This is a genomic window from Polynucleobacter sp. AP-RePozz3-80-G7, from assembly GCF_018882145.1.
GTDB lineage: Bacteria > Pseudomonadota > Gammaproteobacteria > Burkholderiales > Burkholderiaceae > Polynucleobacter.
The window spans coordinates 768,332-788,689 of sequence record NZ_JACVPC010000001.1 but is presented as its reverse complement, the minus strand read 5'-3'; the positions used below and the strand labels follow the sequence as shown (position 1 = coordinate 788,689).

Genomic DNA, 20,358 nt, shown 5'->3' with positions numbered 1-20,358 from the left:
GACTTAATGGTTTTGATTTTCGAGAACTTTGCGCACTGGTGAAAAACTTCTTCTGTGTTGATCGCATGTGCCATATTGTTTAAGTGCAGCAAAATGGGCTTCCGTTGGATAACCCATATGTTGTGCAAATCCATATTCTGGATGACGCTCATGCAATATTTGCATCTGTCGATCACGAGTAACTTTGGCGACTATCGATGCCGCAGATATTGCAGGCTCCTTAGCATCACCCTTAACAATTGCTTCTGCAGCAATTGGCAACTCTGGGCAACGATTGCCATCGATCAACGCTTTATCAGGCCAAGCGCCTAAGCGAGTGGTTAGATCTTCGATTGCCCTGCGCATTGCCAGCATCGTGGCCTGCAAAATGTTAATCTCATCAATCTCGGCTGGACTGGCTTCACCAACACCCCAAGCCTTTGCCTTTTCCATGATCTGCTCATAGAGATATTCACGACGAATAGCAGTTAATTTCTTAGAATCTTTTAAACCTTCAATTGGATTACTGGGATCGAGCACTACGGCACCAGCAACCACCGCACCAACTAATGGTCCTCGCCCTGCTTCATCTACGCCGCAGATCCAAATCAGACTCATATGCTTGTTTTGTTCTTGCGTTGATTGGCAATAGTTTGTGCTATCGCTTGCGCAACTAATAAACCCGTAGGACGACGCAAAGTTTCATGCATCTGGGCAAAGCGTTCTTTGAGCTTAGCAACTTTAGCTGGACGCTCTAACCAAGCCTGTACGGCATGAGCTAGTTTTTCTGGAGTGGCATCATCTTGCAGAAACTCAGGAACAATAAATTCGCCGCACAAGATGTTTGGTAGACCTACATAAGGCATATAGCCTTGGCGCTTCATGATCTGCGCAGTTAACCAAGGCACCTTATAAGAAATCACCATCGGCTTTTTCCACAAAGCCGCTTGTAAGGTAGCTGTGCCGCTTGCAATCAACACTACGTCTGAAGCTTCTAGCACTTCATCGGCCATGCCATCTAGCAGATGAATCTGAATATCTGGATTGCTGTTTTTTGTCTTGAGTAAAAGTTGCTCAAGAGGCTCGCGTAATTGTGGTGTTGCCACCGGAATTAAAAAGTTGAGCCTCTGCCCCTTTAATCTCTTGGCTAATAACTGCATCGTTTCAAAAAAGACGGGGGCTATGAGCTCAATCTCTGATCCACGGCTTCCAGGGAGCACTGCAATAACGAGACCGTCAAGGGATTCTGCCTGTAAATTCAGGTGTTCGCTTATCTTTTCTCGCGCTTGCTGAATATTTGGCTCAAGTGGAATTTCGCTGGCCAAGGGATGCCCCACATAAGTAGATGCCACACCAGCTTTGTCATAAATTTCAGTCTCAAAAGGGAAGATGCAAAGCATGCGTTCCACTGCTTGGGAAATTTTCTTGATGCGCCCTGCTCTCCATGCCCAAATAGAAGGTGAGACCAAATGCAAAGTTGGGATACCTGCTTTACGTAATTGCAACTCGACACCCAAATTAAAATCCGGCGCATCAATTCCCAAATAAACATCTGGGCGACCTTCATTGAGTAGATTTTGAATCAGCTCTTTACGCAGCTTCAGAATGGCTGGAAGCTGCTTAATAGCTTCAACATAACCTCGCACACTTAAGGTTTCCATGGGCCAATTAGAGCGCATGCCTTCAGCCTGCATGCGGGGACCGCCAATACCATACACCTCTAAACCAGACATGTCTGGAATTTGATTTAGCGCACTAAGAACTGGCGCCGCTAAAAGATCGCCAGAAGGTTCGCCAGCTACACAAGCTAACTTTGGCAAAGTAATTCCGTTACCGAATAATGCCGCGAGTAGAGGCGGCAATGAAATCATGGAACTGCGCGAGCTTTTCTGCAGTTTGAGTGTCTGCAGAGTTTGCAGCAACCATTTTCTGGATTTCTACCTTAGCCTCTTCAAAGCTGAGGCCATCTTTATAGAGAATCTTATAAGCTTGACGCAAGGCCGAAATTGTCTCGCTTGAGAAGCCACGACGCTTTAATCCCTCGACGTTAATGCCATGAGGAGAAGCCTTATCTCCAGCAGCAATCACAAATGGAGGAATGTCTTGCACTAAAGCGGATGCACCGCCAAGCATGGCATGTTGACCAATGCGCACAAATTGATGCACACCGGACATGCCACCCATAATCGCCCAATCATCTACTTGCACGTGCCCTGCTATTTGCGCATTGCTTGAAAAGATGGTGTGATTACCAACCTGACAGTCATGCGCAATGTGAACGTAAGCCATGATCCAGTTGTCATTGCCGATGCGAGTAATGCCCTCGTCTTGTGACGTACCCGTATGAATCGTCGTGAACTCACGAACAGTGTTGCGATCACCAATAATCAACTGCGTTGGCTCGCCACGGTATTTCATATCTTGCGGAGGACCACCAATGGCTGCAAAGTGGGCAAAGCTATTATGCGCACCGATTGTGGTGTAGCCCTCAATCACCGTATGAGACCCTACTTTAGTACCAGCGCCAATCTTCACGTTAGGACCAATGACAGAGTATGGGCCAACCTCAACATCACTAGCTAGTTCAGCCTTACTGTCTACTACAGCAGATGCATGAATCCGAGTCATTAAGCGCCTTTCGAACGAACTGCACAAGTAATATTAGCCTCTGCAGCAATCTCACCATCCACAGTAGCCTGAACCGTAAACTTGTATATGCCAGCACGTTCGCGCTCTAACTTGGCAGTCATGATTAACTGATCGCCAGGCAGTACGGGCTTTTTAAAACGTGCCCCATCAATGCCAGCAAAGTAATAGATTGCATCCTCGGCACGCTCTTCAGAGAAAGTAAGCAAAGCAGCTGTTTGAGCTAAAGCCTCAATAATCAACACACCAGGCATGACTGGGAAATCCGGAAAATGACCCTGAAAGAAAGGCTCATTCATGGTGACGTTTTTTAATGCGGTGATACTTTCACGCGGGGTAATTTCTAATACGCGATCTACCAATAGGAATGGGTAGCGATGCGGTAGCAATTGAAGAATCTTATTGATGTCGATTGCGATTGGTGTGCTCATAAATGACCCGCTGAAAAGTAAATATTAATTTTGGTTTTACAGAATCTCAAGATTCAGTAGTTTTGTTTTTATCTAACAAGCGCAAGCGCTGACGTATTTTATCTAGCCCACGCAAAATGGCCGCATTTTTCTCCCAGGCGCCGTGGAGCATTGATGGATAAACGCCTGTGAAATGCTGTCCAGGCTCTGTAATAGATCGAATAATGGAAGTATTACCAGACACCGTCGTTCTGTCGGCAATCGTGAGATGACCTGCAAAGTTTGCTGCGCCGCCAATGATGCAGAAATTGCCAATTTTGGTACTTCCAGATACAGCTGCACACCCAGCGACAACACAGCAATTACCTATTACTACGTTATGCGCTATTTGCACCTGATTATCAATTTTTGTTCCTGCGCCCACAACCGTATCACTCATCGCGCCACGATCAATTGTGGTTGAAGCGCCAATCTCGACATCATTGCCAATGACCACTCGCCCCGTCTGAGGAATCTTGACCCACTCACCGCCCGTAGCAGAAAAGTCTGGGGCAAAACCAAAGCCATCGGCGCCGATGACTGCGCCGCTATGAATAATGCAACGCTCACCAATCTGAGTGTTGTAATAAATAGAAACAGATGGATAGATCAGCGTATCGCTTGCAACAATGCTATCCCTGGCAATGATGGAATTTCCCAGAATAGAAACACGTTCGCCTAACTTTACGCCCTCGCCAATCTGAACAAATGGTCCGATGTGGCAGGAAGATGGAACGCTTGCAGTGGAATCAATAACTGCACTAGGATGTATTCCGGGGGCGTAGATTGGGCTAATCACTTTTGCAAAGTGTTGCGCCATTCTGGCAAAAGTAGCGTATGGATTTTTAGAAACAAAGTACACCCGCTTTGCGGAATGCGCACTAGGATTTGCCTGCAAAAACTCTAAATCAGACTTGCCAACAATCAATGCTCCAGCAGCGCTATCACTAGCTTGCTGTCTATAAAGCGGATTGGAAAGGAAGGAGATTTGATCTGGCTGCGCTCGCTCCAAAGGAGCGAGGCCAGTAAATCCATGGGAAGCCTCCCCCACCAAGCTTGCTTGAAACTGTTCGGCCAGCTCAATGGCGGTCGGCATAAAGCTTACTTCTGGCTATTTAAAGCCTTGATAACGTCATCGGTTACATCGGCCTTAGGGCTGACATAAGCTGCTTCTTGAACAATGACATCAATTTTTCTTTGTTCTGCAATTTGCTTCAACACTGCATTTGCTTTTTCTGCAATCTTGGCGCGCTCCTCAAAAGTGCGCTGATTAAGATCTTCAGTAAATTCGCGTTGCTTGCGTTGTAGTTCACGATCCTGATCAGCCAACTCACGTTGGCGACGCACGCGCTCAGCTTCATTCATAACCGCAGCATCACGATCTAACTTTTCAGCAGCAGATTTAATTTTTTGAGCGCTATCGCGCAAATCGTTCTGGCGCTTAGTAAATTCATTTTGCAAACGAGTTTGCATTGCTTTAGCTAGGTTGGACTCGTTGAAGACTTTCTCAGAATTCACAACCGCAACGCGCGTTCCTGCATCTTGAGCAAAAACTTGAGGGGCTGCGATTGCTGTCATGGCAGCAATCACGCCAACTTGAATCCATTTGGAAGATTGATAAAGCTTCATAAAACTTTCCTTAAACAATTAAAACGCTGTACCCACTTGGAACTGCAAACGCTGAACGTTATCCGTTGGTTGTGACTTATACGGAATACCGTAGCTAAATTTCAGTGGCCCTAAAGGTGATATCCATGATAAACCCAATCCATAGGAATATCTCAGAACTAGATTGATGTTTTCCCCAAACGCATTACCGCCGTCCACGAAGGTAAATAGGCGCAAGGTCTTATCAACGCCCGAACCTGGAACAGGGAAGGTGTATTCCAAATTAGTAACAATTTTCGACTGACCGCCCGTAGGCTGGTAGGAACCAATAATGGTGTTGTAGTACTGAGGGCCCAAAGAGCCAGGAGCATAGCCACGAACAGATCCAATACCACCCACATAGTAGTTTTTAGTAATCGGGAAGGGCTTGCTGCCATAAGCCTCGCCATAGCCAACCTCACCATTAAAGGACAAAATATTGCCTCTTGAGAATGAGTGGTATTTCTGGTACTGGCCATAAATACGATAAAAAGTGAGGTCTCCAACAGGGGTTCCCACTTCAGCAGAGAGCTGCTGCAATGAACCGTCAGAAGGAATCAAAGTGCTATCGCGACCATCACGCGCCCAACCGACTGTTAGGGGTACGTTGTATGTTTGCAAACGGCCTGGCACTGTTCCACCATAGCTAGTTACATAATTCTGATAAGGGATCGGCGTATTGGTGGTGGCATAAATACTGAACACCTCAATACCTGTTCCAAAGAACACGCGATCAACTTCGGTATACGGAACACCAAATTTAATGTTGGAGCCAACTGACTTAATTTGATAATCCGGATCGCCAGCATAGTACAAAGGCTTGGATGAACGATAGTAAAGATCGGTATAACGACTAATGCCATCTTCCGTAAAGTACGGGTCGTAATTTGAGAGCGTTAGATTTTGAGTAATCTTACCTAGCGACGCATTCAAACCAATCGCAGTACCAGTACCAAACGCGTTATCCTGATTAACACCGGCAGACAAAATCAATTTCTCAGTTGAAGAAAAGCCTGCACCAAGGGTGACGGCACCCGTTGGCTTTTCTGTAACCTTCACATTCACATCCACCTGATCAGGGGAACCCGGAACATCTTCCGTGGTGATATCAGTTTCAGTGAAATAACCCAAGCGACCCAAACGCTTTTTAGATAAATCGATTTTGTCGCTATCAAACCAAGAGCTTTCGAACTGACGCATTTCGCGGCGAACCACCATGTCACGAGTTTTTGCATTTCCAGAAATTGCCACTTGGCGTACATAGATACGACGCCCCGGATCAACCACTAATGTAAGGTCAACCTCGGCAACGTCACGACGAATATCTGGTTGCGGATTGATAGTTGCGAATGCATAGCCATAAGAACCCAATATCTCAGCAATTGCCTTGGTGCTCTCGGTTAATTTAGCTGATGAGAAAGTATCCCCAGGCTTCAAAACAACCAACTGCATCAACTCTGCTTCTTTGCCTAAAGTTTCTCCTGCTAAGCGCACATCCTTAACGGTAAATTTTTTACCTTCACGAATACTAATGGTGAGGTAGATGCCCTTTTTATCCGGGGTAATCGACACCTGAGTGGACTCAATTACAAACTCGAGATAACCACGATTAAGGTAATAAGATCGAATGGACTCTAAGTCGGCAGTTAACTTTTGCTTAGAATAAAGATTGTCTTTGCTGTACCAAGACAACCAACCGCCAGTTTTTAACTGCATCTCGCTTTTTAGCGTACCCTCGCTAAAGACTTCATTACCAATAAAGTTAATCTCTTGAATTTTGGCAACAGGGCCTTCATCAATATTAAAGTAAATAGCAACTTGGTTACGCTCAACCGGGGTAACCGTAGCGACTACCTCAGCCGCATACATACCTTTACCAACGTATTGGCGCTTTAATTCTTGCTCGGCCTTATCAATCAGGGCTTTGTCGTAAAAACGCGCTTCAGCAACACCCACTGTTTTTAAGGACTTACGCACGATCTCGGGATCAAACTCTTTCATTCCCGTAAATTCAATACGAGAAATGGTTGGGCGCTCTTCCACGATCACAATCAGAACGTTGCCCTGCTCTTGAATTTGCACATCCCTGAAGAACCCAGTGCTATACAAGGCCTTAATCGATTCGGCACCTTTTTCTTCGGTAAAGGTATCGCCTACTTGAACGGGCAAATAACTAAATACCGTTCCAGCCTCTACGCGCTGCAAACCTTCAACGCGAATATCTTTCACCACAAATGACTCGGCCGCAGAGGCATTCAAACTCAACCCAAGCGCAGAAAATACCAAGATATGGGTAATAAATCGGGCAAAAATACGGAAAGAACGTGTCAGAGGATTCAAGGCGAAATATAGCGTTGTAAATCGTTAAACAAGGCCAGTAATGACATAGAGATCAGCAAAATAAAGCCCACTTTTTGGAGGCGCTCCTGCGTTGATGTCGAAATCTGCTTACCAGCGACCAACTCCCATGCATCATACAGTAGCTGACCCCCATCAAGCATCGGAAAGGGGAGCAAATTCAACAAACCAATGCTAATGCTCATAAGTGCCAAAAAGGCCAAAAATGGCTGCCACCCTACCTGGGCTGATTTCCCAGCCATGTCCGCAATACTGAGGGGTCCACCCAGCTGCTTTAAGGAGGTATTACCGGTAAACAAACCAGCCATTAGCCTTGCAGAAACCTTCGTAATTACCCACACCCTCTTTGTGGCAAAAATGAGGGCGTCTACCGGCCCTAATTTCAGGTCCTGCCATTGCGCCAGCGGTGTTAGTGCAGGCAGAATGCCCAGGGCCAATATCGGATCCTGATGAGGGCTAATTTTGGGTAACTCATTAGCATGAAAGGACTTTATTGAGCTTCCACCAGTAGGCGTTTCTAACTCTAGAGCAAATCCTCCCGCTCCGGTAAGCGCATCCATCAAGCTCCAGCGCAAGGCATTCCAGCTCGGTACGGGGTCAAAATCCCCCAAAAGGGGCGTGCCACCCTCTTCAGACCCCAAATTCTGCCAACCAATTACCCGATCACCCGCTATTACCCCCAGCTTGGCAGCAACAGAATGCTCAGGGGGGTTTTGCAGAACGGCTGGTAATTGTGGGGCGCCAGAAATATAGATCAGGGCAAAAAAGACAATCGCTAAAAAGAAATTGGCTAATGGGCCCGCGGCCACAATCAAAGATCTCTGCCATAAGGACTTTTGATCAAACGCTTCAGATTCATCAGCGGGAGCAATCACTTGCTGACGATCTCGACCATCGAGCAATTTCACATAGCCGCCCAATGGGATTGCAGCCAATACCCACTCTGTTTTATTTTTTGCGCGGTAAGTGAATAACGGTTTACCAAAGCCAACAGCAAAGCGAAGGACTCGAACCCCGCAACAGCGAGCTGCAAAAAAATGGCCGAACTCATGAAAGCTAACCAACACGCCCAGGGTTAACAAAAAAGCTGCAAGAGTAATTAATGCCTGCAAAGAATATCCTTCACTACCACTTGTGCCGCCTGACGAGCACGAGCATCCACATCCAAAATTAATTCTAGCGAGTCTGCATTGACGGAAGAAATAGAGTTCAACACGCTCTCCACTACATGCGGAATTTGTAAATACGGCAGACCTTCATCTAAGAATGCTGCTACTGCAATTTCATTAGCAGCATTCAGAACAGCCGGTGCAGTACCACCAGCCTTAGCAGCAGCAAACGCTAAAGAAAGACAAGGGAAACGTTCTAGCTCTGGATCAGTAAAACTTAAGTTTGCCAACTGCGTCAAACTGAGCGGGGCTACACCTGCTTCGATACGCTCTGGCCATGCTAGACCATAAGCAATAGGGGTTCGCATATCGGGCTGACCCAGTTGAGCAAGCACAGAACCGTCACGATAACGAACCATTGAATGCACAACGCTTTGAGGATGGATTAATACTTTAATTTTTTCTAAAGGCAAACCAAACAACCAAAACGCCTCGATCACTTCAAGGCCTTTGTTCATCATCGTTGCAGAATCAACCGAAATTTTTCTACCCATCACCCAGTTCGGATGTGCGCAAGCTTGCTCGGGAGTAATGCTGGCCAATTGATCAAGTGGCGTATTTCTGAATGGTCCACCGGAGGCAGTCAACCATAGCTCTTCAACCCCCAAACTCGGATTAGGGGCTTTAGAAAATTGATTTGGTAGACACTGAAAGATGGCATTGTGCTCACTATCGATTGGCAGTAATTCTCCGCCCCCCGCCTTCATCGCCTGCATAAACAAATCGCCAGACATCACCAAGGCTTCTTTATTGGCGAGCAACACTCTTTTGCCAGCTTTTGCAGCAGCCAAGGTAGGCACCAATCCTGCGGCACCTACAATCGCAGCCATAACGGTATCGCAATTCGATTCAGTAACAGCGCCAACTAAAGCTTGCGGTCCATGCAAGACCTGGGTATTGATTTTTTTCTCGAGCAAAATCTTACTTAAGCGAGCGGCGCCATCAGCATCCGCTACTACCGCAATATTGGGTCTAAATTCAGCACATTGCTCAGCCAGCAAATCTACCTGCTTTGCTGCGGTAAGTGCGACTACCCTAAAGCGATCTGGGTGGGCACGAATCACATCGAGCGTATTAACGCCGATGGAGCCAGTAGAGCCTAGGATAGCGACCTGCTTGACTGGCATTACACAAATCCCGCCAAGAGCGCTGCGATGGGCATTGCCGGAATCAAAGCATCTACCCGATCCAATACGCCACCATGTCCTGGCAATAAATGACTGGAGTCTTTGACGCCAGCTAAACGCTTTAACTGAGACTCAAATAAGTCCCCAAAAATACTGAAGGCCGTTAATACCGTCACCATGAGGAACATGGGAACCCAACCAAAGCGAATGGCCCAGGCGCCAAACAAAGTCGATTCAAAAGGCAAAAAGTAAACGCACAAGAATGCATAAACATAGCAAAGTATTAAACCGCCGATAGCACCTTCAATCGATTTACCCGGACTAATTTGCACGGCAAGCTTGTGTTTACCAAACGCCTTACCAACAAAGTAAGCACCAATATCGGCAATCCACACTAGAGCCATACTACTAAGCAAAAAGACCAGGCCTAACTCACGTAAGAACACCAATGCAAACCAAGTGGCTGGCAATAAAATGAAGCCGAGCACCACATAAAAAGGTCGCAGCTTTTCCAGCGAAAGATTCATGCCTTTGGCTAATATAAATGGCGCAATAAAGAACCAGAAAATGACAGCTAGAAGTAATAAAGCGAATTGCCAGGAGGCATTCTGCATGCCTAGAAAAAACAAAATAATGGCCAAGCAAAATAATGCGTATAGCCAGGCAGCACGTCCTGCCTCAGGCGCTAATAAGCGACTCCACTCCCAAGCAGCGGCCAACAATGCCACCAAAAAGAATACGCCAATGTACATTGCGGGGAGTAAAAATAGAATAGGCAGCAATACCGCCAATAGAACAAGGGCGGTAATGACTCGGGTTTTTAACATGGGGAATTAAACTTAGTAATTAGCAGCGTCAAACTGCATCGCTCACGGCTTGAGATGCAAGCTGAGCACTGGTACGACCAAAACGGCGCTCGCGCTGGCTAAACCAGTCAAACGCCTTGTGCAATTCTTTTTCATCAAAGTCAGGCCACAAAATATCTGTGAAGTACAGCTCGGTGTATGCAAGCTGCCATAACAAGAAATTGCTTACACGCTGCTCACCACCGGTACGAATAAACAAATCCGGCTCTGGTGCGTAAGCCATTGAAAGATGTGGCTGAAGCAATTCTTCAGTAACCTGTTCTGGCTTTAAATTGGGATTAGCAGAAAGGCATTGGCGCATTGCCTGCAAGATATCCCAGCGACCACCATAGTTAGCAGCAATCGTAAAAGTTAACCCTTTGCACCCAGCAGTCTTTTGTTCTGAGAATTGCACCATCTCCTGGATAGCAGAATCAAAACGGCTCAAGTCGCCAATTAAACGCAAAGCAATATCATTTTCCGCCAAACGAGACACTTCACCCTTCAGTGACTTCAGGAATAACTTCATCAAGAAACCTACCTCTTCTGGTGGGCGTCGCCAGTTCTCTGAACTAAAGGCAAATACAGTAAGGTATTCAACACCAAGCTTGCGGCATTCTTCAACGATTTTTCGCACAGCGCTCAAACCTTCTGAGTGCCCCGCAACGCGAGGCATCATGCGCTTACTAGCCCAACGCCCATTACCATCCATGATGATCGCCACATGGCGAGGTATAGCACTTACCTCTGGGATGGCTAGGGTGGAACTAGAGTGTTGAGTCATGGGGGCTAAAAATACAAAACGGCCTTAAACCGTCATGATTTCTTTTTCTTTTTCAGAAACGATCTTATCGACATCGATCACTGCTTTATCCGTCATCTTCTGTATGTCATCAGTAGCGCGACGCTCTTCATCTTCGGAAATTTCTTTATCCTTAGTGAGACGCTTTAAATGCTCATTCGCGTCGCGACGTAAATTACGAACAGCAATCTTAGTTTCTTCGCCCTCATTCTTCACAACCTTAGTGAGGTCGCGGCGACGCTCTTCAGTCAAAGCAGGCATTGGCACGCGGATTACCGTGCCTTGAGAGGCTGGATTTAGACCCAAGTCTGAATCACGAATCGCTTTTTCAATAACCGCAACCATCGTCTTTTCAAATGGTTGAACATTAATGGTGCGCGCATCCGCTAAGCCTAGGCTGGCAACCTGACTTAATGGTGTTGGATTACCGTAGTAATCCACCTGAATATGCTCCAGAATTCCTGGGTTAGCACGGCCAGAGCGAATCTTGGCTAAATTGGTCTTCAAAGCCTCAAGAGACTTTTGCATCTTTTGATCGGTATTGGTTTTAATTTCTGCTGCGGACATCAGGCCTCCTATTAAACGTGTACTAAAGTACCTTCAGGTTCACCTTGCACTACACGCATTAATGCGCCTGGCTTGAGAATTGAAAATACTTTGATTGGTAATTTGCGATCGCGGCACAATGCAAATGCAGTTGCATCCATGACTTGCAGATTCTTGATTAATGCTTCGTCAAACGTAATGGTTTTATATAAGGTGGCAGTTGGATCTTTTACTGGATCGGCACTGTAAATACCATCCACCTTCGTTGCTTTGAGCATAATCTCGACACCCATCTCAGCCCCACGCAGAGCGGCAGCAGTATCAGTAGTGAAGAATGGATTACCCGTACCCGCTGCGAAAATAACCACTTTCCCTTCACCCATCGCGCGAATTGCGCGTGGACGAATGTAGGGCTCAACCACTTGATCCATACGGAGTGCAGATTGCACGCGCGCTTCAACACCCTTTTGACGCAACGCATCTTGCAATGCTAAAGAATTCATCATGGTTGCCAACATACCCATGTAATCGGCAGTTGCGCGATCCATGCCGGCGGCACCACCTGCAACTCCGCGGAAAATATTTCCGCCGCCAATCACAATCGCTAGCTCCACTCCGATATTCACAATAGCGGCGATTTCCTTAACCATGGAATCGATAGTGATTGGATTGATGCCAAAAGCATCATCGCCCATAAGGGCTTCACCAGATAGTTTTAGGAGGACTCGTTTGTAGGCTGGCATGTTTTTTATTTTCCGTAATTTGCCAAGTAATTTACTTACTTAGCTTATTGATCTTTAAGCACTTTTTAATATCTCTGCCAAATTATAAAGGGCTTGAGAAGGATGAAAGAAAAGGGCACAGAAACTAAGGTTTCTATGCCCTTTTGGGTATTACCAAGCAGTGGGGCAAGCCCCAAACTAGCCTATTAAGCTGTTGCTTTAGAAGCGGCAGCCACTTGTGCGGCTACTTCAGCCGCAAAGTCGTCTTGACGCTTCTCAATGCCCTCACCTACAACAAACATGGTGAAACCCTTGATTGTTGTATTTGCAGCCTTGAGCATTTGCTCTACAGATTGCTTGTCGTTTTTAACGAAAGTCTGATTCAACAAAGAAACCTCTTTGAGGTACTTCTGAATAGAACCTTCAACCATCTTTTCAACGATTTCTGGTGGTTTACCAGATTCAGCAGCTTTTTGAACAGCAACGCTTCGCTCAACAGCAATTGCTTCAGCAGGAACGTCAGCCATAGACAGGGCCACTGGCTTCATTGCAGCAATGTGCATTGCTACATCTTTAGCAGCAGTCTCGTCACCTTCGAACTCAACCATGACACCAATACGAGCGCCATGGAGATAGGAAACCAACTTGTTGCTACCAGAAAAACGCTTAAAGCGACGTGGCATGATGTTCTCGCCGATCTTACCGATCAGTGCGCTACGAACCTCATCAACAGTTTGACCATTCAATGGCAATGCTAACAATGCAGCAACGTCAGCCGGGTTCTTTTCAGCAACCAACTTCACGCAGTCATTTACAAATGCCAAGAAATCGTCGTTCTTAGAAACGAAGTCAGTTTCGCAGTTCACTTCTAACAAGGCACCAGTAGTACCATTGATAGAAGTAGCAACAATACCTTCAGCCGTAACACGAGAAGCTGCTTTACCAGCTTTGCTACCCAGCTTTACACGCAGAATTTCTTCTGCACGAGCCATATCACCATCAGCCTCAGTCAAAGCTTTTTTGCACTCCATCATCGGAGCATCAGTTTTGGCGCGTAAGTCGCCAACCATTGCAGCGGTAATAGCGGCCATTATTCAGCTTTCCCTTCTTCAACAAACTCTTCTTCGCCTTCTTTAACTGCTGTCAAGATTTCTTGAACAGAGTTAGCTTTGCCTTCGAGGATTGCATCTGCAATGCCGCGTGCGTAAAGGAGAACCGCTTTGCTGGAGTCATCGTTACCAGGAATGATGTAATCAACACCTTCTGGTGAGTGGTTGGTATCTACAACAGCGATTACTGGAATACCAAGCTTGTTAGCTTCAGTAATAGCAATCTTGTGATAGCCAACGTCCACTACAAAAATTGCATCAGGAACGCCATTCAAATCTTGAATACCGCCAAGTGCTTTTTGCAATTTGTCGAGATCACGGTCATTAGTCAAAGCTTCTTTCTTGGAGAGCTTTTCCCAGTCACCAGCTTCTTTAGCAACTGCCATGTCTTTCAAACGCTTGAGGGAACCTTTAACAGTTTTGAAGTTGGTGAGTGTGCCACCCAACCAACGGCTGTCGATGTAAGGCATACCAGCACGAGCAGCTTCTTCAGCAATGATCTCGCGTGATTGACGCTTAGTACCAACAAATAAAATAGTGCCACGATTAGAAGCAACTTGTTTTGCAAATTTCAGGGCGTCCTGAAACATTGGCAATGTTTTTTCCAAGTTGATGATGTGGATTTTGTTGCGATGACCGAAAATGAATGGGGCCATCTTTGGGGACCAGAAGCGAGTTTGGTGACCAAAATGGCAACCGGCTTCCAGCATTTGACGCATAGTTACTGACATAACTTCTCCTAAGGGTTGGTTCTAAAGTTGAGTCCTAGCTGCGCTAAAAAACGCCACCCTGGAAGGCTCAACTCGCGATTTCAAGTCCAAAATAGACCCGAGACCAAAATTATAGCTTAAATATCAATGCTCTAGCCACCCTCACCCCCAAGCAATAAAAGGGGTCAACTCTCAAAATAGGCCCTAGAAGCCCCAAAAATGGGATATTTGCCTAAAATTTAGGCAATATGACCAAGCCAAAACTATCCAAGTCGTTGATAATCAAGGCATGAATAGTGTATTTACCGCAGAAAAAGACATCCTTGGGATGCGCGAAGCTGGCCGCTTAGCTAGCGAAGTTTTGGACCATGTGGCTCCCCACGTTAAGGCGGGAGTTACCACGGGAGAATTGGATCGGATTTGTCATGAATACATGCGCGATGTCCAAAAGACCATTCCGGCTCCATTAAATTATCAGCCGCCTGGATACCCTCCCTTTCCAGCATCCATCTGCACTTCCGTGAATGATGTGATCTGCCACGGAATTCCAGGCGACAAGGTTCTCAAAAATGGTGATGTTGTGAACTTAGACATTACCGTTATTACCCCCGATGGTTACTACGGCGACACTAGTCGCATGTTCATGGTGGGCGAAGTTTCTGTCATGGCAAAACGCCTTACACAAATCACATTTGAGTGCATGTGGTTAGGAATTGCTCAAGTGAAACCAGGTGCATCACTTGGCGATATCGGTCACGTAATACAGACCCACGCTGAAAAAGCAGGTTACTCAGTCGTGCGCGAATACTGCGGTCATGGCATTGGCAAAGTATTCCACCAAGACCCACAGATTCTTCACTATGGCAAACCAGGTACTGGTGAAAAGTTAGAAGTCGGCATGACCTTTACGATCGAGCCAATGATCAACGCGGGCAAACGAGATATTCGCACCATGCCTGACCAGTGGACCGTGAAGACAAAAGACCGCAGCTTGTCAGCCCAATGGGAGCATACGCTGTTGGTTACCCCAACAGGCGTTGAAGTGCTGACTTGGTCAGAAGGAAGCAACCCACCTCCTGATTGCGTTAAAGGCCTTTCATTTAGACCGACATTAGTAAGCGCTTAATAGAATGAGTCAGTCGCAAGCAGTTGGCAATGTTATTGATGCAGCTAGTCTACGTGCCGCTCGCGAAATTGCTTACGACGAGTTTAGAAAAACACAGTCTGTTGGTAAATTAACTAAGCAACTCTCTAAATTAAGCGATCAGCTCCTTTCCCATCTTTGGAATAGCTGCGGCTTAAATAATGAAGCCACCTTAATCGCAGTTGGCGGATTCGGTAGGGGCGCACTATTTCCTTACTCCGATATTGATATTCTGATTCTGCTGCCTGCTGATGAAGGACAGGCTAGAGCCCTTTCAAAGCAAGTTGAGCAATTTGTTGCCAGCTGCTGGGATACTGGATTAGAAATTGGCTCCTCAGTCAGAAATGTTGCTGAATGCATCTCTGAGTCAGAACAAGACATCACAGTGCGTACCTCCCTTTTAGAGGCGCGACTCATTTGCGGCAAGAAGCAGCTCTTCAAGGACTTTGCCAAAGCTTTTGAAGCGGCGATGGATCCAAAAGCCTTTTTTCAAGCCAAACAAGCTGAACAAATTCAGCGTCATTACAAATATCAAAACACCCCTTATTCTTTAGAACCTAATTGCAAAGAGAGTCCTGGGGGCTTGCGTGACTTACAGGTCATCACCTGGGTTAGTAAGGCTGCGCTATTGGGGGACACCTTCAAGGACCTCAATGAAGCTGGTCTGGTGACGCAGCGCGAACTCACTGAGCTCAAACGCAATCAACGTTTCTTGGAAACCCTGCGCGCCAACCTCCATTTGTTAGCGGGACGTAGGCAAGACGTTCTTGCATTTGATTTGCAAGCAGCATTAGCAGCATCGATGGGGATTAAAGAGGAATCTTCACGTCAAGCCAGCGAAGCCATCATGCGTCGCTACTACTGGGCAGCTAAAGCAGTAACCCAATTGAATGACGTTCTCTTGCAAAACATTGAAGCCCTGCTCTTTCCGCAAGAGTCCAAAACGATTCTCACCATTCCAGGCGAAGGTAACGAGCACTTTATTGAGCGTCAAGGGGTATTGGATATTACCGATCCCCAGCTTTTTCAAAATCATCCTGAACAGATTCTGAGAACTTTCTTGGTATTTGCCCAAGCATCGAATGTAAAGAGTCTGTCCGCAACTATTTTTAGAGCTCTCTATAACGCTCGTACCAAGATGGATAGCAAGTGGCGTGCCGACCCGATCAATAGAGCCCTCTTTATTGAGTTGCTAAAGCAACCCGAAGGCGTCAGTCGCGCCTTCCATCTCATGAATCGCAGCAGCGTGCTAGGTCGCTACCTCCCAGCCTTCCGCAAGATTGTTGGGCAGATGCAGCATGACTTATTTCACGTGTACACCGTTGATCAACATATCTTGATGGTATTGCGGAATGTACGCCGCTTTATGGTGGTTGAGCATACACATGAGTTCCCTTTCTGCAGCAGCCTTATTGCTCACTTTGAGAAACCTTGGTTACTGGTCATCGCCGCACTCTTTCATGATATTGCCAAAGGACGTGGCGGTGATCACTCTCAATTGGGCAGAGCTGACATGCGCAAGTTCGCCAAGGATCACGGCTTAGATAAAAAAGATACTGAGCTATTAGTTTGGTTGGTCGCTGAGCATCTCAACATGAGTCAAACCGCTCAGAAACAAGACATCACCGACCCAGATGTAGTAAGAGCATTTGCTAAAAAGGTAGGTGATGAGCGCCACCTGACTGCACTCTATTTGCTGACTGTGGCTGACGTGCGTGGAACCAGCCCTAAAGTATGGAATGCCTGGAAAGGCAAGCTCCTGGAAGATCTCTATCGCGCGACCTTAAGAGTGCTCGGCGGAGCCAAGACAGATGCCTCATCAGAATTAGCGCAGCACCAAGAAGAATCCAAAGCTAAATTACGTCTGTATGGCATCAATGACGAATCTTATGAAGATTTATGGAAGCAATTAGATGTAGCCTTCTTCTTAAGGCAGGACTCATCTGACATTGCTTGGCTCACACGTCATCTATACAACAAGGTGAATAGCGACCAACCGATTGTGAGGGCAAGACTGTCCCCCATTGGTGAAGGTTTGCAAGTGGCTGTTTACGTTAAAGACCAAGAAGATTTATTTGCTCGTATCTGCGCCTACTTTGAAAGACATGGTTTCTCCATTTGGGATGCCCGCATTCATACAACACGGCACGGCTATGCTTTGGACACCTTCCAAATCTCAGGCAGTAACCTGGTAGATGAAGGTGGTAGCTATCGCGACATTATTCAACTCGTTGAATTTGAGTTGACCGAGGCTTTAACGAATGCGGAGCCATTACCTAACCCAAGCATGGGTCGCCTTTCAAGACAGTCGCGCACTTTCCCAATTCAGCCACGCGTGCATATGGTTCCGGATGATCGTGGCCGCTATTACACATTGGCACTCTCTGCAAGTGACCGTACCGGCCTGCTCTATACGATCTCCAGAGTGTTAGCGAAACATCAGGTCTCGATTCATACTGCTAGGATTAATACACTGGGAGAAAGAGTGGAAGATATCCTACTCTTGGATGCAGCAAACCTGGGTAAGAATCCAAAGCTGCAGATCCAGCTAGAAACTGAACTACTTGAGGCTTTAGGGGCTTAAGCCAATTTAGCTAAAGCACGTTGGATGCGAATGCTTTCAACCTCGCTAAAAGCAAACCACTTACATTCAATATCTTCTGCAGATTGCTCTTGTCGTAGGGCTCGCAACCTATAAAGTAGATCTATGTGCAAATGAGCGCCCTCACCCTTTTTGGAATTCTCAGGAATCTCGTGAATATCAATGTCAATGGGCTCTTGACTGTTGGCATCTAGCTCGCAGATATAACCAGTTTCCTCATATACCTCCCTAATAGCAGCCTCAATTGGTGAATCCCCTTCATCAATGTGGCCTCCAGGCTGAAACCAACGTTTTATATATGGATGAAAAATTAAGAGCACTTTGTCATCCTTAATTACTAAGCCACTGGCTGTAATGTGGCCCTGGGTTGTTGAGCGAGAAAATGGATTGGACGACTTAAGAACAGCATCACACTGAACATGATGAATAGTTTTGCGGCCCTGAATGGCAATTTCAGAAAAAATATTCATGCTGAAAGAAACTATTTAAGAAGTTTGAGCATTGCTGCTTCATCAATCACTGGCACACCTAGCTCTTCAGCCTTTGTGAGCTTACTTCCAGCATCCGCACCAGCAACAACATAGTCTGTTTTCTTAGAGACGGATCCCGCTACTTTGGCACCAGCTTTTTCCAGGAGATCCTTAGCTTCGTCTCTAGTCATTTTTGGAAATGTACCAGTCAGGACAAATGTCTTACCTGCAACTGCTTCACTAATAACTTTTGCTTCTACAGCGAGCTGCATTCCTGAGGCTAGTAACTGCTCAATGACTTCTCGGTTATGCGCTTCTTGCATAAAGCTCGTGATGGAATCCGCAACAACGGGGCCTACATCTTTAACGGTCAGCAGATCTTCAAGATTTGCATCCATTAAGGCATGCATGGACTGGTAATGATTAGCTAGATCCTTGGCAGTAGTCTCGCCTACGTGACGAATACCTAAAGCAAAGATAAATCTGGCTAAGGTGGTGTTTCTGGATTGATTGATTGCCTGAATGAGGTTATCAGCAGACTTCTCACCCATACGCTCTAGGTTAGCTAGCGCTGTGAATCCTAGTCTGTAAAGATCTGCGGGGGTTCTGACTAGACTGTGGTCGACCAATTGATCAACAATCTTCTCTCCCAAACCCTCAATATCCAGCGCTCTTCTGTGGGCAAAGTGAATTAATGCCTGCTTACGCTGTGCGCCACAGAAAAGACCGCCGCTACAACGGGCCACCGCCTCATCTGCCAAACGCTCGATATGTGAATCGCATACAGGGCAGCGGGTTGGCATTTGAAACTCTTGAGCATTTGCAGGACGACGATCCTTGATAACTAAAACCACTTCTGGAATCACATCGCCCGCTCTTCTTACGGAAACAGTATCGCCAATACGAACATCCTTGCGCCTAACTTCATCTTCATTGTGTAGCGTGGCATTAGTAACGGTTACGCCACCAACCTCTACTGGAGCAAGTCGTGCCACCGGAGTAATTGCTCCTGTTCGTCCTACTTGCACATCGATACCTAATACGGTTGTCAGGGCTTCTTGTGCTGGGTACTTATGAGCTAAGGCAAATCTGGGAGCTCTTGAAACAAATCCTAACTTAGCTTGCTCGGCAAAAGAATTAACTTTGTAGACCACGCCATCAATGTCATAGGGCAATGAATCCCTCTTGGCCCCTACATCGTTATAGAATGCCAAAATCTCCTCTACAGAATGCAATACCTTACGCTCCGAGCAAACCGGTAGACCCAATTCAGCATAAGCATTGAGTAATTCTGCATGGGTTTTAGGCAACCAAGACTGAGGCTCTAGAGCACCTAAGCCATAGGCAAAGAAAGAGAGTGGCCTCTTCGCAGTAATCTTAGAGTCCAATTGACGAAGACTACCTGCTGCTGCATTGCGAGGGTTAGCGAATTCTTTCTCACCCAACTCTGCCGCTTGTCGATTCATTTTCTCGAAGTCTTTGAGATACATAAAGACTTCACCGCGCACCTCTAGGACCTGCGGAATATTTTTTCCAGTGAGCTTGAGAGGAATAGCACGGATCGTTTTAATGTTGGCAGTGACATCTTCGCCGCTAGCGCCATCACCACGAGTGGCAGCAGTTACGAGCAAGCCATTTTCATAGCGAAGTGAGATTGCCAAGCCATCAAACTTCAATTCACCTGCATAGGTCACATGATCAGCATGAAGAGTCTCACGACAACGACGATCAAAGGCAATCAGCTCACTATCTTCAAATGCATTATTTAATGAAAGCATTGGCACTGCATGAGTAACAGAATCAAACTCTTTTAATGCTGCTCCACCTACCCGCTGAGACAAGGATTCTGGGGTAATCCACTCGGGATGAGCAGTCTCAATATCAATTAACTCTCTATAGAGGCGGTCGTATTCAATATCCGGAAGAAGCGGATTATCTAAAACATAATAGGCATGCTCTAGACGAGCAAGCTCTACTTGCAAGAATGCGTAACGCTCCGCTAAATTTGTCGGACTGGTGAACGACAAAGTGAT

At 46.4% G+C, this 20,358-nt stretch carries 19 protein-coding genes; 2 read left to right on the top strand and 17 right to left on the bottom strand.

Annotated features, from left to right (window positions below; all coding sequences use genetic code 11):
* Positions 1–3 precede the first annotated feature (3 nt).
* The 15 genes from rnhB to rpsB all read right to left on the bottom strand — a co-directional run bounded on the left by rnhB (position 4) and on the right by rpsB (position 14,130).
* Positions 4–597 (bottom strand): ribonuclease HII, encoded by a 594-nt coding sequence (gene rnhB / locus ICE90_RS04295; protein ID WP_215321701.1) that lies wholly within the window; start codon positions 595–597, stop codon positions 4–6.
* Positions 594–1,805: a lipid-A-disaccharide synthase gene (gene lpxB / locus ICE90_RS04290; protein ID WP_370624649.1), complete on the bottom strand. Its 1,212-nt coding sequence runs from the start codon at positions 1,803–1,805 to the stop codon at positions 594–596. Before lpxB ends, rnhB begins: the two co-directional genes overlap by 4 nt.
* 4 nt (positions 1,806–1,809) lie before the next feature.
* A complete protein-coding gene (lpxA, locus tag ICE90_RS04285) occupies positions 1,810–2,607 on the bottom strand; it encodes an acyl-ACP--UDP-N-acetylglucosamine O-acyltransferase (protein ID WP_216191102.1) in 798 nt (265 codons plus the stop codon).
* The gene (gene fabZ / locus ICE90_RS04280; protein ID WP_216191101.1) at positions 2,607–3,056 is read right to left on the bottom strand and encodes a 3-hydroxyacyl-ACP dehydratase FabZ; all 450 of its coding nucleotides are present in this window, start codon (positions 3,054–3,056) and stop codon (positions 2,607–2,609) included. Before fabZ ends, lpxA begins: the two co-directional genes overlap by 1 nt.
* Positions 3,057–3,102: 46 nt before the next feature.
* Entirely contained in the window at positions 3,103–4,170 is a 1,068-nt protein-coding gene (gene lpxD / locus ICE90_RS04275; RefSeq protein WP_216191100.1) for a UDP-3-O-(3-hydroxymyristoyl)glucosamine N-acyltransferase, read from the bottom strand.
* A gap of 5 nt (positions 4,171–4,175) precedes the next feature.
* Entirely contained in the window at positions 4,176–4,703 is a 528-nt protein-coding gene (locus ICE90_RS04270; protein ID WP_216157329.1) for an OmpH family outer membrane protein, read from the bottom strand.
* An 18-nt stretch (positions 4,704–4,721) separates the two neighbouring features.
* Positions 4,722–7,052 carry an outer membrane protein assembly factor BamA gene (bamA, locus tag ICE90_RS04265; RefSeq protein ID WP_370624648.1) on the bottom strand — a complete coding sequence of 777 codons (2,331 nt, stop codon included), beginning with the start codon at positions 7,050–7,052 and terminating at the stop codon, positions 4,722–4,724.
* Between the two features lie 5 nt (positions 7,053–7,057).
* Positions 7,058–8,191 (bottom strand): RIP metalloprotease, encoded by a 1,134-nt coding sequence (locus ICE90_RS04260; RefSeq protein ID WP_215321695.1) that lies wholly within the window; start codon positions 8,189–8,191, stop codon positions 7,058–7,060.
* Positions 8,179–9,375, bottom strand: coding sequence for a 1-deoxy-D-xylulose-5-phosphate reductoisomerase (gene ispC, locus ICE90_RS04255; RefSeq protein ID WP_215321694.1), 1,197 nt, complete (start codon positions 9,373–9,375; stop codon positions 8,179–8,181). Before ispC ends, ICE90_RS04260 begins: the two co-directional genes overlap by 13 nt.
* A complete protein-coding gene (locus tag ICE90_RS04250) occupies positions 9,375–10,202 on the bottom strand; it encodes a phosphatidate cytidylyltransferase (protein ID WP_216191098.1) in 828 nt (275 codons plus the stop codon). The genes ispC and ICE90_RS04250 overlap by 1 nt, the downstream gene beginning before the upstream one ends.
* 28 nt (positions 10,203–10,230) lie before the next feature.
* The gene (locus ICE90_RS04245; protein ID WP_215321692.1) at positions 10,231–11,004 is read right to left on the bottom strand and encodes an isoprenyl transferase; all 774 of its coding nucleotides are present in this window, start codon (positions 11,002–11,004) and stop codon (positions 10,231–10,233) included.
* A gap of 24 nt (positions 11,005–11,028) precedes the next feature.
* Positions 11,029–11,589 (bottom strand): ribosome recycling factor, encoded by a 561-nt coding sequence (gene frr, locus ICE90_RS04240; RefSeq protein ID WP_215321691.1) that lies wholly within the window; start codon positions 11,587–11,589, stop codon positions 11,029–11,031.
* 11 nt (positions 11,590–11,600) lie between these two features.
* The gene (gene pyrH, locus ICE90_RS04235) at positions 11,601–12,311 is read right to left on the bottom strand and encodes a UMP kinase (protein ID WP_215321690.1); all 711 of its coding nucleotides are present in this window, start codon (positions 12,309–12,311) and stop codon (positions 11,601–11,603) included.
* A 185-nt stretch (positions 12,312–12,496) separates the two neighbouring features.
* Entirely contained in the window at positions 12,497–13,381 is an 885-nt protein-coding gene (tsf, locus tag ICE90_RS04230) for a translation elongation factor Ts (protein ID WP_215321689.1), read from the bottom strand.
* Positions 13,381–14,130 carry a 30S ribosomal protein S2 gene (gene rpsB, locus ICE90_RS04225; protein WP_011903288.1) on the bottom strand — a complete coding sequence of 250 codons (750 nt, stop codon included), beginning with the start codon at positions 14,128–14,130 and terminating at the stop codon, positions 13,381–13,383. The genes tsf and rpsB overlap by 1 nt, the downstream gene beginning before the upstream one ends.
* Positions 14,131–14,335: 205 nt before the next feature.
* Between rpsB and map the strand changes: the two genes are divergently transcribed.
* A complete protein-coding gene (gene map, locus ICE90_RS04220) occupies positions 14,336–15,235 on the top strand; it encodes a type I methionyl aminopeptidase (RefSeq protein ID WP_215322273.1) in 900 nt (299 codons plus the stop codon).
* 4 nt (positions 15,236–15,239) lie between these two features.
* Positions 15,240–17,837, top strand: a complete 2,598-nt coding sequence (locus tag ICE90_RS04215) for a [protein-PII] uridylyltransferase (RefSeq protein ID WP_216191096.1) — start codon at positions 15,240–15,242, stop codon at positions 17,835–17,837.
* Here the strand turns inward: ICE90_RS04215 and ICE90_RS04210 are convergent.
* A complete protein-coding gene (locus ICE90_RS04210) occupies positions 17,834–18,325 on the bottom strand; it encodes an NUDIX hydrolase (protein ID WP_216157340.1) in 492 nt (163 codons plus the stop codon). The genes ICE90_RS04215 and ICE90_RS04210 overlap by 4 nt on opposite strands.
* Before the next feature lie 11 nt (positions 18,326–18,336).
* Positions 18,337–20,352: an NAD-dependent DNA ligase LigA gene (gene ligA, locus ICE90_RS04205; protein WP_216191088.1), complete on the bottom strand. Its 2,016-nt coding sequence runs from the start codon at positions 20,350–20,352 to the stop codon at positions 18,337–18,339.
* Positions 20,353–20,358 lie beyond the last annotated feature (6 nt).

What these genes read in the sequence shown, in the direction of transcription:
- rnhB (WP_215321701.1), bottom strand. Translation starts at nt 597, where the DNA reads ATGAGTCTGATTTGGATCTGCGGCGTAGATGAAGCAGGGCGAGGACCA.
- fabZ (WP_216191101.1), bottom strand. Translation starts at nt 3,056, where the DNA reads ATGAGCACACCAATCGCAATCGACATCAATAAGATTCTTCAATTGCTA.
- frr (WP_215321691.1), bottom strand. Translation starts at nt 11,589, where the DNA reads ATGTCCGCAGCAGAAATTAAAACCAATACCGATCAAAAGATGCAAAAG.
- ICE90_RS04250 (WP_216191098.1), bottom strand. Translation starts at nt 10,202, where the DNA reads ATGTTAAAAACCCGAGTCATTACCGCCCTTGTTCTATTGGCGGTATTG.
- lpxD (WP_216191100.1), bottom strand. Translation starts at nt 4,170, where the DNA reads ATGCCGACCGCCATTGAGCTGGCCGAACAGTTTCAAGCAAGCTTGGTG.
- tsf (WP_215321689.1), bottom strand. Translation starts at nt 13,381, where the DNA reads ATGGCCGCTATTACCGCTGCAATGGTTGGCGACTTACGCGCCAAAACT.
- ICE90_RS04245 (WP_215321692.1), bottom strand. Translation starts at nt 11,004, where the DNA reads ATGACTCAACACTCTAGTTCCACCCTAGCCATCCCAGAGGTAAGTGCT.
- ICE90_RS04215 (WP_216191096.1), top strand. Translation starts at nt 15,240, where the DNA reads ATGAGTCAGTCGCAAGCAGTTGGCAATGTTATTGATGCAGCTAGTCTA.
- lpxA (WP_216191102.1), bottom strand. Translation starts at nt 2,607, where the DNA reads ATGACTCGGATTCATGCATCTGCTGTAGTAGACAGTAAGGCTGAACTA.
- pyrH (WP_215321690.1), bottom strand. Translation starts at nt 12,311, where the DNA reads ATGCCAGCCTACAAACGAGTCCTCCTAAAACTATCTGGTGAAGCCCTT.
- ICE90_RS04210 (WP_216157340.1), bottom strand. Translation starts at nt 18,325, where the DNA reads ATGAATATTTTTTCTGAAATTGCCATTCAGGGCCGCAAAACTATTCAT.
- ispC (WP_215321694.1), bottom strand. Translation starts at nt 9,375, where the DNA reads ATGCCAGTCAAGCAGGTCGCTATCCTAGGCTCTACTGGCTCCATCGGC.
- ICE90_RS04270 (WP_216157329.1), bottom strand. Translation starts at nt 4,703, where the DNA reads ATGAAGCTTTATCAATCTTCCAAATGGATTCAAGTTGGCGTGATTGCT.
- rpsB (WP_011903288.1), bottom strand. Translation starts at nt 14,130, where the DNA reads ATGTCAGTAACTATGCGTCAAATGCTGGAAGCCGGTTGCCATTTTGGT.